This window comes from Paenibacillus chungangensis (assembly GCF_042675905.1).
GTDB lineage: Bacteria > Bacillota > Bacilli > Paenibacillales > Paenibacillaceae > Pristimantibacillus > Pristimantibacillus chungangensis.
The window spans coordinates 262215-275908 of the sequence record NZ_JBHTJZ010000009.1; the positions used below are offsets into that span (position 1 = coordinate 262215).

General features: G+C 50.2%; 12 protein-coding genes. All 12 read left to right on the forward strand.

Translation table 11 applies throughout. From position 1 onward, the window contains the following. Position 1 precedes the first annotated feature (1 nt). The 12 genes from ACFQ2I_RS09015 (at position 2) to yfmF (ending at position 13691) form a co-directional block, all read left to right on the forward strand. Positions 2-1270, forward strand: a complete 1269-nt coding sequence (locus ACFQ2I_RS09015) for a M16 family metallopeptidase (protein ID WP_377563690.1) — start codon at positions 2-4, stop codon at positions 1268-1270. Beyond that, complete coding sequence (dut, locus tag ACFQ2I_RS09020; protein ID WP_377563691.1) at positions 1251-1694, forward strand: dUTP diphosphatase; 444 nt, start codon at positions 1251-1253, stop codon at positions 1692-1694. Before ACFQ2I_RS09015 ends, dut begins: the two co-directional genes overlap by 20 nt. Before the next feature lie 158 nt (positions 1695-1852). Beyond that, positions 1853-2752: a dipicolinate synthase subunit DpsA gene (gene dpsA / locus ACFQ2I_RS09025; protein WP_377563692.1), complete on the forward strand. Its 900-nt coding sequence runs from the start codon at positions 1853-1855 to the stop codon at positions 2750-2752. Beyond that, positions 2749-3345, forward strand: coding sequence for a dipicolinate synthase subunit B (locus ACFQ2I_RS09030; protein ID WP_377563693.1), 597 nt, complete (start codon positions 2749-2751; stop codon positions 3343-3345). Before dpsA ends, ACFQ2I_RS09030 begins: the two co-directional genes overlap by 4 nt. Positions 3346-3396: 51 nt before the next feature. Continuing rightward, positions 3397-4608, forward strand: a complete 1212-nt coding sequence (gene dapG / locus ACFQ2I_RS09035) for an aspartate kinase (protein ID WP_377563694.1) — start codon at positions 3397-3399, stop codon at positions 4606-4608. 51 nt (positions 4609-4659) lie between these two features. Beyond that, a complete protein-coding gene (gene dapA, locus ACFQ2I_RS09040; protein ID WP_377563695.1) occupies positions 4660-5535 on the forward strand; it encodes a 4-hydroxy-tetrahydrodipicolinate synthase in 876 nt (291 codons plus the stop codon). Positions 5536-5863: 328 nt separating this feature from the next. After that, positions 5864-7543 carry a ribonuclease J gene (locus ACFQ2I_RS09045; RefSeq protein WP_377563696.1) on the forward strand — a complete coding sequence of 560 codons (1680 nt, stop codon included), beginning with the start codon at positions 5864-5866 and terminating at the stop codon, positions 7541-7543. A 161-nt stretch (positions 7544-7704) separates the two neighbouring features. Then, positions 7705-8451 (forward strand): ClpP family protease, encoded by a 747-nt coding sequence (locus tag ACFQ2I_RS09050; RefSeq protein WP_377563887.1) that lies wholly within the window; start codon positions 7705-7707, stop codon positions 8449-8451. Then, positions 8448-8663, forward strand: a complete 216-nt coding sequence (locus ACFQ2I_RS09055; protein WP_377563697.1) for a YlzJ-like family protein — start codon at positions 8448-8450, stop codon at positions 8661-8663. The genes ACFQ2I_RS09050 and ACFQ2I_RS09055 overlap by 4 nt, the downstream gene beginning before the upstream one ends. A gap of 96 nt (positions 8664-8759) precedes the next feature. Beyond that, the gene (locus tag ACFQ2I_RS09060) at positions 8760-11438 is read left to right on the forward strand and encodes a DNA translocase FtsK (RefSeq protein WP_377563698.1); all 2679 of its coding nucleotides are present in this window, start codon (positions 8760-8762) and stop codon (positions 11436-11438) included. 97 nt (positions 11439-11535) lie between these two features. Then, the gene (gene sleB, locus ACFQ2I_RS09065; RefSeq protein ID WP_377563700.1) at positions 11536-12300 is read left to right on the forward strand and encodes a spore cortex-lytic enzyme; all 765 of its coding nucleotides are present in this window, start codon (positions 11536-11538) and stop codon (positions 12298-12300) included. Positions 12301-12383: 83 nt separating this feature from the next. Beyond that, complete coding sequence (gene yfmF / locus ACFQ2I_RS09070) at positions 12384-13691, forward strand: EF-P 5-aminopentanol modification-associated protein YfmF (RefSeq protein WP_377563701.1); 1308 nt, start codon at positions 12384-12386, stop codon at positions 13689-13691. Positions 13692-13694 lie beyond the last annotated feature (3 nt).

Consider the following 13694-nt stretch of genomic DNA (forward strand, 5'->3'; position numbering starts at 1 on the left):
GGTGAACAAATATACGCTTAGCAATGGGTTGCGCATAATGGTGGAACATATCCCGTCTGTCCGTTCCGTATCTTTCGGGATATGGGTGAAGACAGGCTCGCGCAATGAATCTTTGAACAATAACGGGATATCGCATTTTATTGAACATATGATGTTCAAAGGAACAAGTTCGCGCACAGCGAAGGATATAGCCGATCAGTTCGATGGGATCGGCGGCAACGTCAATGCGTTCACCTCGAAGGAATACACTTGTTATTTCGCCAAGGTGCTTGATGAGCATCTGCCGATCGCAATAGACACTCTGTCGGACATGTTCTTCCATTCTCAGTTGGATGCGGAAGAGCTGGCTAAGGAGAAGAACGTTATTCTGGAAGAAATTGCGATGTATGAGGATACGCCGGACGACAAGGTTCACGATGAGGCTGCCCGGGCCGCATTCGGCGATCATCCGCTTGCCTATTCCATATTGGGGCTGGAGGATCGGTTGACTGCTATGGGCCCCGATGAATTACGTCAATATATGACGGAGCGTTATACGATTGAGAACACAGTAGTAAGCGTGGCAGGCAATGTAGATGAGAAAACGTTGCTGGAGCTGCTGGAGCAGCATTTCGGCGGCTTCTCACTCCATTCCTCTCCGGAAGTGAATGAGAAAGCACCATCGTTCAAGGGAGATTACATCTTCTTCAAGAAGCAGACGGAACAAAATCACATCTGCCTATCGTTCCAAGGGCGTCCTATCGGCGATTCGCAGCTATATGCCATGGTGCTGCTGAACAATGCGCTAGGCGGAGGGATGAGCTCGAGGCTGTTCCAGGAAATAAGGGAGAAGCGCGGGCTCGCTTATTCGGTCTACTCTTATCACACTTCTTACGCGGATTCAGGATTGTTCACCATCTATGCGGGTACGGCTCCGAAGCAGACGAAAGATGTGCTGGATCTGACGATGGAACAACTTCACGATCTGTCCGTGAATGGCCTGCACGCCGAAGAACTGAGTCGCGGTAAGGAGCAACTGAAGGGATCACTTATTCTGGGCCTCGAGAGCACCAGCAGCAGAATGAACCGAATTGGGAAGAATGAGCTTATGCTGGGCCGTCATATGACGATGGATCAGCTGCTGAAGCGGATAGACGGGATTACCGAGGAAGATATTCGAGAAGTAATGAAATGGATCCTGTCTGCTCCGTTCGCGGTCGCGATGGTTGGTAGCGACGACAAGGATGCTGTAAACATCAGGAGGGATCAACTTGTATCGGGTACTGTTTAAGCGATTGGAAGGGAACAGCGACATTGCCATCCCTAAGAAAATGTCGGATTGGGCAGCGGGCTTCGATCTGCAGGCAGCTATACAGGAGCCGTTGACATTGCAGCCTTTGGAGCGGAAGCTCATTCCTACCGGATTCGCTATGGCTATGCCGATGGAGTTGGAAGCACAGATCAGGCCGCGTAGCGGATTAGCATACAAGCACGGCATTACTTGCTTGAATACACCAGGCACGATCGATGCGGATTACCGAGGAGAGGTGAAGGTGCTGCTTGTCAATTTGGGACAAGAACCATTCACCATCACAAGAGGGGAAAGAATTGCTCAGATGGTGTTCCAGGTCGTACCCGCGGTCTTGATAGAGGAAGCTGAAGAATTGCCAGATACGGTTCGCGGCGACGGCGGTTTCGGACATACCGGGGTTTAACGGTAAATCCATAGCTACTTTATTTTGCTAATATTCATGCAGGCGTGCAAGGTGAGCGATCATCGTGCACGCTTCTTGCTATTTCCGTCGTTATTCACCTCAAGCTGGGCGCAAGCATAGGATGGTCTATACCTAATTGCCGGAAAGGAGTGAAGCCAGTGCTTACAGGCGTTCGCGTATTGCTGCTCGGCGGCGATGCCAGACAACTGGAAGTGATTCGGAAGCTATGCGAGCTGGATGCAACGGTGATCGTTTGCGGGTTCGACGGTCTGACGACATCACTTCACGGGGCTCTTCAGGCTGACTATGACGAAGCGTTGTTCGAGGAGGTTGACGCCCTGCTGCTACCGGCAGTGGGAACGGATGATACAGGCAGCATCCATGCTGTTTTTAGCGATTGTGAGATGATATTGACTGAAGATCATTTATCCAGATTGCCTAAGCATTGCACGGTATATACAGGTATGGCAAAGCCTTATTTGCGACAGTTATGCGATAAAAGGCAGCTTACAATTGTCGAATTATTCGATCGTGACGACGTAGCTATCTACAACGCAATACCTACCGCGGAAGGAGCACTAATGATGGCGATCGAGCATACCGATATCACCATACATGGCTCCTCGTCCATGGTGCTGGGTTTTGGTCGAACCGGATTTACCATGGCGCGCGCTTTGCATGGATTGGGAGCGAAGGTGAAGGTCGGCGTTCGTAGGTCTGAGATGTATGCAAGAGCAGAGGAGATGGGTTTTGAGCCGATATATATCCGTGATTTACTGAGGCATGTCAGCAATATTGACTTGCTTTTTAATACAATTCCGACTATGATAGTCACAGCGCAAATTATAGCGAATTTACCATCCAGAGCGGTCATTATCGACCTCGCTTCGAAGCCGGGCGGAACGGATTTCCGCTTTGCCGAGAAACGCGGCATAAAGGCATTGCTTGCCCCCGGTCTTCCGGGTATCGTAGCTCCCAAAACAGCTGGACGAATTATGGCGGAATGCTTAAGTCAGTTGATTATGGACGATACCATTAAGCGGGGGAATGGACAATGAACTGGGATGGATTGACTGTAGGTTATGCGTTGTCTGGTTCGCACTGTACATTCGCAGAAGTGATGCCGGAGATTAAGCGGTTCGTCGATGCTGGCGCGAACGTTGTGCCCATCGTATCCCAAACGCTTGTTACAACGGATACCCGATTCGGCACTGCCAAGCAATGGCAGGAGCAGTTGAAAGGAATTACGGGCAATGAGATTATATCAACAATCGTTCAAGCAGAGCCTCTTGGGCCTTCCAAGCTGATCGATGTACTAGTAATCGCGCCATGCACGGGCAATACGACAAGTCGATTAGCCAATGCGATTACCGACAGCGCGGTATTGATGGCGGCCAAAGCGCAGATGCGCAATGGCAGACCAATCGTGCTAGCGATATCTACGAATGATGGACTTGGTTTAAATGCTGCCAACATCGCTAAGTTGCTGGTAGCTAAACATATTTACTTTGTGCCGTTCGGCCAAGACAATCCGCTGGAGAAGCCTAATTCCCTCGTTGCCCGAATGGAACTGGTGATGGAAGCCTGCGAAGCGGCGCTACAAGGCAAGCAGCTACAGCCTCTGCTCGTCGAAAGGCGTCATGGCACATGACGTCTAATCGGAGTTGTCCCACTATTCTGATCGATGATGGAGGCTTCTGACATGCGCATCCTGATTCAGAAATTCGGTGGAACCTCGCTCTCCACAGCGCAGGCAAGAGAGTGCGTCATCCAACATATCGCTAGGGAAAAGGCAGCTGGTTACGCGACAGTTGTAGTGGTGTCCGCGATGGGCAGGAGGGGCTTGCCTTATGCGACGGATACATTCATTCAGTATATCCGCGACAATGGCGACTCCTTGCCGCCGAGAGAGATGGATCTGCTGCTTGGTTGCGGGGAGACTATATCTGCTACTGTATTATGCAGCACGCTTAGGAGCCGTAGCATATCTGCATCTGTGCTAACAGGTGCAGGCGCGGGCATCTATACGGACGACCAGCATGGCTTCGCTCGAATCAAGCGGATACAGCCCGATCGCATTCTGAAGCTGCTTCAGGAGGAGGAGGTCGTTATCGTGACCGGATTCCAAGGCGTAAGCCCGCTCGGAGATCTTACGACGCTTGGACGTGGCGGCAGCGATACGACCGCAACTGCACTAGGTGCAGCGCTTGGGGCTGAGATCGTGGATATCTATACGGATGTAGACGGCATATTGACAGCTGATCCCAGATACGTTGAAGAAGCTAAGCCGCTTACATCCGTCAGTTATGCAGAGATTTGCAATATGGCTCGGCAAGGTGCGAAGGTGATTCATCCCCGTGCTGTGGAGATTGCACAGCAATCGCGTATTCCTATTCGAGTCCGTTCCACCTTTGCAAGCGGAACCGGCACACTGGTATCCGATCAGTCTGGCAATCATGTCCCATTCGTGACGGATCGCCACGTTACCGGCATAGCGCAAGTGAGCGGCGTTACCCAGATTGCAGTGGAAGCTTTGGACAATCGCAAAGACATGCAGCTACAGGTTTTTCGAACGATGGCTAAGCACGGCATCAGCGTAGATTTTATTAATGTCACCCCGAGCGGAGCGCTTTATACTGTATTTGATGAGCAGGCTGCTAAAGCGTTAGAATTGTTGACCGAAGCGGGTTTTCATCCGAAGAGTATACCGTCTTGCGCCAAAATATCTGTCATCGGCGGCGGGATGAATGGACAGCCAGGTGTGATGGCTCAAATTGTCGAAGCTTTGACAGAGCAAGGCATTACCATCATGCAATCGGCTGACTCCAATACGACGATTTGGGTACTGGTGCGTGAATCGGATATGACGAAAGCGCTTCGGGCTCTGCACACCAAATTCGGTCTTCACCGGTAAGTTCTCATAAGCAAGATGGATGGATTGACCATTATAATAGGAGGAGTCGAGATGGATTTCGGTAGATTAATTACAGCAATGGTGACCCCTTTCGATGCATCAGGTGCAATTGATTGGACAACGACAGGCAACCTGATTGATTACTTGATTGAGGAGCAGAAGAGCGACAGCCTAGTCGTTGCCGGGACAACGGGGGAGTCTCCGACTCTATCCGAAGAGGAGAAGCTGGAATTATTCCAGTTCGTCGTCAAGCACGCGGCGGGCCGCTGCAAAGTCATCGCGGGGACGGGCAGCAACAATACAGCACATTCCATCCACTTGACGAAAGCTGCAGAAGCTTGCGGCGTCGACGGTATATTGCTCGTTGCTCCTTATTACAACAGGCCGTCACAGGAAGGACTATACCAGCATTTCAAAGCCGTGGCTGAAAGTACTTCCTTACCGATGATGTTGTACAATGTCGAAGGACGCACAGGGGTTAACATATCCGTTGATACCACGCTAAGACTAGCCTTGATTGAGAATGTGGTGGCTACGAAAGATTGCGCATCCCTTGATCAGCTGACCCAGATTGTCAGCGCTGCGCCTAGCGGCTTCAAAGTATACAGCGGTGAAGACAGCGCTACATTGCCTGTATTGTCTGTCGGAGGATACGGGATTGTCAGTGTAGCTAGCCATATCGTAGGTGCGGAGATGAAGCGCTTGATCGAGGCGTACTTGCAGGGGCATGTGCAAGAAGCGGCGAGATTGAACGGTAGGCTGTTCCCTGTATTCAAAGGTCTATTCCAATGCCCGCACCCGGTCCCAAATCCAGTGGCGGTAAAGTATGCGCTGGGATTAAAGGGAGTGCCTGTAGGGGACGTAAGGCTTCCTCTTGTTACAGTTAATGAGATGGAAGCGGAATTTATAAGAGCTCTTATTCATTAACTGAATTTGCAGTGGGTAGGTTGATCACGGAAAGGAAATGGCGACGTCGGGAATGTTAGCCCGGCGTCGTCATTTTCGCTTATGGTCCCAGCTTTAATTGCATTGTGTAAGACATTTGTGCTTGGGGCAACGTAAATTCAAAAGAGAATATTGGCTTCGACTTGTATTCCAGCTTTTTCATCATGTATAATAAAAACAAGTGTATGGGTGCGGCAAATGAAATATCCATTAAACGTAACCGTTAGAGCGGCATCTGACGGTTAGGTCGACTATGGCTTTTTGGATAGGAAATATTTATAACAGTAACGATTAGGAGGGACAGATACACTTGTCAAAGAAGAACAACCAGGATAAATTGCTTATATTCGCACTAGGTGGAGCAGGAGAAATCGGAAAGAACATGTATGTCATCCAGTACAACAACGATATCGTTGTTGTGGATGCCGGATTGAAATTCCCGGAGGAGGACATGCTTGGCATTGATATCGTCATCCCGGATATTACGTACTTGACGGATAATCGCGACAAGGTTCGGGGCATTCTCATCACACATGGTCACGAAGACCACATAGGCGGACTTCCTTATGTGTTAAGGCATCTCAATGTGCCGGTGTATGGTACGAAGCTGACGTTAGGGCTGATCGAAGGCAAATTAAAGGAAGCAGGCCTACTTGGAGAAACGAAGCGCATTCTAATTAACGAAACTTCTGAAATCAAGATGGGCGCCATTACGGCAAGCTTCTTCAAGACCAACCACAGTATACCGGATTCCGTAGGCGTATGCCTGGAAACTCCGGAAGGCAACGTCGTTCATACCGGCGACTTCAAATTCGACCACACTCCGGTGAATGATCAGTTCGCTGATCTGCAGCGCATCGCTGAGATCGGGAGCAGAGGCGTCTTGGCCTTGCTGTCAGACAGCACCAATGCAGAGCGTCCAGGCTATACGCCTTCGGAAAGCAATGTAGGTAATGAGCTTGAGGATATATTCCGGAAGGCTACGCAGCGCGTGGTGGTCGCGACATTCGCTTCCAATGTGCATCGTATTCAACAAATTATTAACGCCGCGATAACGACAAAACGCAAAATTGCAGTCGTCGGCCGCAGCATGGTCAATGTTGTCGGAATCGCTTCCGAGTTAGGTTATCTGGACATACCGGAAGGCATGATTATCGAACCGGAAGAAGTGAACAAAATGGCTGCGGACCGAGTGGTCATTTTGTGCACGGGCAGTCAGGGCGAGCCGATGTCCGCACTTACACGAATGGCGCGATCCACTCATCGCAAAGTTGATATATTGCCTGGGGATACGGTTATTATTGCCGCGACGCCGATCCCTGGCAATGAACGTTATGTGGGTCGCACCGTTGATGAATTATTCAGACTTGGCGCCCACGTAATCTACGGCCCAGGGTCCGTGTCAGGCGTACACGTCTCCGGCCACGGCAGTCAGGAAGAGCTGAAGCTCATGCTGAATCTGATCAAGCCGCAGTATTTCATTCCCATTCATGGCGAATACCGCATGCTCCGCCATCACGGCAAGCTGGGCGAAGCTATTGGCATCGATCCCGACAATATATTCATTGTAGATAATGGCGATACTGTGGAATTCCAAGGTGGTATTGCGCGTAAAGGTTCCAAGGTACAAGCCGGCAACGTGCTGATTGACGGTCTGGGCGTTGGCGACGTAGGCAATATTGTATTGCGCGATCGCAAGTTGTTGTCACAAGACGGCATACTTGTCGTCGTGGTTACATTAAGCAAGCAGGACGGAACGATCTTGTCCGGTCCGGACATTATTTCACGCGGCTTTGTGTACGTCCGTGAATCGGAAGGCCTGTTAGATGAGGCCAATCGTATCGTCACATCAACGTTGAACAAGCTCATGAATGACAAGGTGAACGAGTGGGCTTCACTTAAAACAAATGTCAAAGACGCGCTTGGCCGCTTCTTGTATGAGCAAACTAGACGCCGTCCGATGATTCTGCCGATCATCATGGAAGTTTAATCAACCCAACCCATCACTCATAAGAACCGCTTTCCCTTGAAGAGGGAGAGCGGTTCTTTTTAACTTCGGGCATATAAATCTCGGAATGTTCTTATACTATGCTTTGTCAAGTTGTCATTATGAAGCAAAGGGGACAAAGAATCGTCATGACTAATTACGACATGCCGTATCGCTCAGAACAGCCGGGGCCAACACCATCAACAGTAACGACAGGAGAAGATAGAGGCAAGGGGACAATTGCTGACAATATTCAACAGCTTGGAACTGCCGCTCCTCCAAGCCCTATGGAATCCAACCTGTTCTGCATGACGATTATCGGACAGATAGAAGGGCATCTTATATTGCCTCCGCAGAACAAGACCACAAAATATGAGCATATTATTCCTCAATTAGTTGCCGCTGAGCAAAATCCGAAAATTGAAGGAGTGTTAATCGTTTTGAATACTGTAGGAGGGGATGTGGAAGCGGGACTTGCCATTGCAGAGATGATTACCTCGCTATCCAAGCCTACCGTTACGCTGGTGCTAGGCGGAGGCCATTCAATCGGAGTGCCGATCGCAGTGGCGGGAGACAAATCGTTCATTGCGGAAACCGCAACAATGACGATTCATCCCATCAGACTGACAGGACTTGTCATCGGTGTGCCACAAACCTTCGAGTATTTGGACAAGATGCAGGAGCGTGTAGTCAGATTCGTAACATCGCATTCCAATGTCACCGAAGGAACGTTCAAGGAGCTGTTATTTAAAACAGGTGAGCTAACAAGGGATATTGGCACCACTGTAATCGGGATCGATGCTGTCAAGCATGGGCTGATCGACGCAGTCGGCGGCTTGGGAGACGCACTGAAAACGTTGAACGAAATGATTGAACAACGAAGAGGCGTGACGGGAGGAATTGTACAATGACGATGCTTCATACGACGATGCCGCTTGAATTGGTGCTGCAAGGACTAGAAGATGCGCAAGAGCAACTTCAGGAGGTGACGGTTCGTGGCGTCCGAATGCAGATCACACCTGTCGCGCCGGGAATTGGAAAAATAGTCAGACTTCTGGACTGTTCTCTGAACGATTATTTAAAACCGGATCTGACTCCGGGAAGTTATATTATCTACAATTAGCAGTAAGCCCTGGGAAAATCGATTGGTCCGAACTCACTTGGTTCAATAGCCGCCACTTCTTACCTATGCTATAATTGGAATCCAGAGGTGAAGGCAGTGGCGAAAAAAAAGAGACGTAGCAAATCTATTGGCGCAGCTCTAAAATACGAAGTTTACGGTATATTGCTCATTACGATTTCCATCATTGCATTGTCGGGGGAAGCGACGGTTGGCCGTGCGTTATCGAAGCTGTTTGGACTTTTGCTAGGCAAATTTTATTTTGTACTAGCGCTGGTCGGCGTTATTGTCGGTCTTGCCGTTATGGTCAAGCGTGCTTGGCCGAAGGGCTGGACGCAACGAAGAACAGGATTGCTTATCTTCGTGCTCGCGCTTACCCTCAGCAGCTCGATCTCCGAGATCAACGCAAGATATGAAGGGCTGGACCGCGAAGCGCTGAGCGGTAAGGCGATACTCGTCACGCTTGACCGTAGTTTGAAAGAACAGTTGATTTACACATTACCCCAGGATGAAGTATCCATTCGGGATAAATCGATAAGCGGCGGGTATACCGGAGCGCTGCAATATTCCATCCTGTTCACTTTGTTCGGTTATTATGCTTCGCTTATTGTTAACTTTGTTATGTATGCTATTGCGCTAATGCTAATAACCGGAAAATCTTATGTAGAGCTATTGAAAACAGTCAAGAAGCACGCAGTGACGCTGTTCAAGCTGCTTAAGGCTAAGCGTGATCAGCTGGCATCGCGAAGAAAGGCGGCTTTAACGGCTGCAAAAGCTATCGATGCTCATGAAGAGAAGATCGATGACGAAGAAGATGAGCATCGATATGTTCAGTCTAATGCCAAGAAGCAAAAATCGTTATTCTTCTCATGGCACAACGAAGAGTTGAAGGAGAACAAAGCAGCGGAAGAGCATGCGGACGAGTGGCTGCACCCCAATGAAGCGGATCAAGACACTATGCCGTCTTGGCAGACGGAACAAGACTCCAAGTGGGAAAAGACGAGCGACAATTACAGCCCACCTGCATCCACTTCGTCTGATGAGAACCCGCCATGGGTGGAAGATGAACCTTCATTGAAGTTGGCGGAGCAGGATCCAACATCGAATCTCCCCAACGATGCGCTGTCAGAAGAACAGAAGGAGAGCGAACAGCGTTCTGGCAGCGTAAGCGATGCTGACTCCAACGAGACGGCGGTACCAGCAATAGAGGAGCAAGAGGAAATATTCGGCGGAGAAGCGTTCCCAACTTACGATGAGGGCGGAACAGCAGAAAGCAGCGAGGCGCTGCTGTCGGGTGAAGAAGGGGAAGCAGCGCAAGATGCGATGTCGGGCTTGCCGGAGAACTTAGCAAAGCCTTATCAACTGCCCCCATATACGCTTCTGCACAAGCCTAGTGGGTTAGGTAAGGGCGGCAATGCCACCGATACATACGAATCAAGAAGGAAGCTGGAAGCGACGCTTGAAAGCTTCGGAGTGCGAGCGAAAGTGTTGGATGTGGTCAGTGGGCCTGCCGTAACCCGTTACGAGGTTCAGCCGGCAACGGGAGTAAAGGTGAGCCGAATCGTCGGTCTGACCGATGATATTGCGCTGGCGCTGGCGGCAAAGGATATTCGAATGGAAGCGCCAATACCGGGCAAATCGGCCATAGGAATCGAAGTGCCCAATACAGAAGTCTCCGTCGTCACGATGCGTGAAGTGATGGAGACGCCAGCCTTCCAGAACTCGACGGCGAAGCTGTCGATTGTATTCGGCAGAGACATCTCCGGTCAGTCGATCGTAGGCAATCTAGCGCGAATGCCCCATCTGCTCGTTGCGGGGGCAACGGGCTCTGGCAAATCCGTCTGTATTAACGGCATTATAACGAGCATTCTGTATAAAGCCAAGCCTGATGAAGTTAAATTTCTTATGATTGATCCCAAGATGGTGGAATTGAATGTATATAACGGCATTCCTCATCTGCTCGCACCTGTCGTCACCAATCCGAAGCGGGCTTCCCTTGCCTTGAAGAAGATCGTCGTGGAGATGGAGAAGCGCTATGAGTTATTCTCCAAGTCGTCAACGCGCAACATTGAAGGATATAATACGCTAATGGCCGACAATCCCTCAGCCCTGCTGCCTTATATTGTCGTAATCGTGGACGAGTTAGCTGATCTGATGATGGTCGCTGCCAACGATGTGGAAGATGCTATTGCCAGACTGGCTCAGATGGCCCGCGCAGCCGGCATTCATCTGATCATTGCAACCCAGAGGCCGTCTGTCGATGTCATAACAGGCGTTATCAAAGCCAATATTCCCTCTCGCATCGCTTTCGGCGTTTCTTCGCAGGTCGACTCCAGAACGATATTGGATATGGCCGGAGCGGAGAAACTGCTTGGTCGAGGGGACATGTTATTCTTGCCCGTAGGAATGTCCAAGCCAATCCGGGTGCAAGGCGCCTTCCTCTCTGATCAGGAGGTGGAATCGCTCGTCTCCTTCGTCAGAGATCAAGGGGAAGAGGCGGAGTACAAGGAAGATCTCGTTCCCGAGATCGACGAGGAATCGACGGAAGAAGATATTGTGCAAGATGAGCTGTTCGAGCAAGCTGCGACCATCGTAATGGAAGCCAAGCAAGCCTCTGTATCGTTGCTTCAACGCAGGCTTCGTGTCGGCTATACAAGAGCTGCCCGGTTAATTGATCAATTGGAGGCCAAGTCGATTATTGGACCGTATGAAGGAAGCAAACCTCGTGAGGTGCTTATGACAGCGGAACAATATCATGCATCACGAGTGAGCTCATAACAGGAGGAAGACGAATAGAAGATGGATTACTTTCTCATACTAGTGACATGCAACGCTTCCCAAGGCGGACTAACTAGCTAGAGAAAGGCAGATCCCAATGAAAACATATAGAATTGTCGCAATCCTCTTCGTTGCTCTGCTCGTGATAGGCTCTTACCCTGTTCTCAAGGGGAACAGCAACACGACAGAAACGTTCAGCAATGCGGTACTTAAGGTTGGTTCGACGGGTCAGGATGTGTACGAACTGCAAGGCCGTCTCACCTTCTTGGGTTATTACGACGGCAAGATCGACGGTGTGTTCGGTTCCAAGACGAGAGGGGCCGTTACATGGTTCCAATGGAAGTTCGGACTGAAATCGGACGGACTTGTTGGAGCGAAGACGAAGCAGAAGCTCGTCAATGCTACAAAAAACTGGAAGCCTGGCGCGACGAACAAACCAAGTACGGGCGGTACTGGCGGCGGTACAACGTCCGGAAGCAACCTTGCCCCTTCCAATCGGCTCGGATTGACGAATAACGACATTCAAATTATGGCTAACGCCGTGTACGGCGAAGCGAGAGGCGAACCATATGAAGGTCAGGTAGCGGTTGCCGCAGTCATCCTGAATCGGCTTAGATCACAGAGCTTCCCCAATACGGTGTACGGAGTTATCTTTCAGCCGCGTGCATTTACAGCTGTCGCTGACGGGCAGATCTATCTGACACCTAATGAGAAAGCGCGAGATGCGGTCATGGATGCGATTAACGGATGGGACCCTTCAGGCGGGTGTCTCTATTATTTCAATCCGGTTACGGCCACTTCGAAGTGGATTTGGACTAGACCACAGGTGAAAACAATCGGTAAACATATCTTTTGCATGTAATTGCGGCGATACAGAGGAGGGAAGCAGCTGCTTTCGCGATAAGCGGATGTGGTTGCTTCTTCCATTTCCAATGGGGTAAAATGATGAAAACGGTAATGTTGAAAGGAGCAAACAGAGTGACCTCATTTCAAAGAGGGCAGCAGCATGCGATTCGTATTCATGTGCTGCCGACGAAGAGATTCAAGACGTTTGCCATATCCTTGTTCGCGGGGGTACCGCTGAAAGAAGATACGGTGACGCCAGTAGCTCTCATTCCGTTCGTGCTGCGCAGAGGGACGGCGAATACGCCAGAGACAATACAGTTCCGCGAGAAGCTTGATGAACTGTATGGCGCGGGATTCGGGTTTGACGTATTTAAGCGTGGCGAGTCTCAGATCGTACAATTTCGAATGGATGTTATTAACGATCGTTTCGTAACTACGGATACGTCTTTGCTTGCTTCTTCCATTGCTTTCCTGGGAGATGTAGTCAGCAATCCGCTGTTGGAGGGGAACGCATTCCGATCCAGCTATGTAGAAGCGGAGAAGAAGACGCTTCGCAAGCGGCTTGAAGCTATCGTTAACGATAAAATCCGCTACGCAGCCGAACGATGTATGGAAGAAATGTGTGCCGGCGAACCGTATCGCCTTCATCCATTGGGACAAAGAGGGGAAATTGAGGCGATTACGCCTTCTTCCCTGTATAATCAGTATCGGAATTGGACGGAGCAAGCCGCATTGGACTTGTATGTTGTAGGTGACACCACTTTTGAAGAGGTTCAGTCGCTAGTTGCCCAGCACTTCAAGCTGCCTGACCGCCACCCGACCGCTTACGGGACTCCGCAGGTGATGCATCATGTGCAGCAAGTAAAGCAAGTCGTTGACAAGATGGATGTTAGTCAGGGTAAGCTGAATATGGGCTTGCGGACGAATATCGGTTACTCCGATCCGTTATATCCGGCCGCTCTCATGTATAACGGCATACTGGGAAGCTTTCCTCATTCCAAGCTGTTCATCAATGTCCGCGAGAAGGCGAGTCTTGCCTATTATGCCTCATCCCGTCTTGACGGACACAAGGGATTATGCACGATTCAGTCGGGCATTGAATTCGCCAACTTCGAGCGGGCTGTCGAGATCATCAAGGAGCAACTTCAGAGCATGCGGGACGGCAACCTGTCCCAACTGGAGATGAGCCAGACGAAGGCAATGATCTCCAATCATCTTCGTGAAATGCAGGATTCCGCCTATGAGATGCTCGCCTATGATTTCAACGGCGTTCTGACGGGCAACTTCAGAAGCGCCGATGAGCTTCTGCAGGGCATTGAAGCGGTGACACCGAAGGATATTATGGAAGTAGCAAGTCGCGTCCAACTGGATACGATCTACTTCCTTCGCGATCGGAAGGAGGGGTAATCG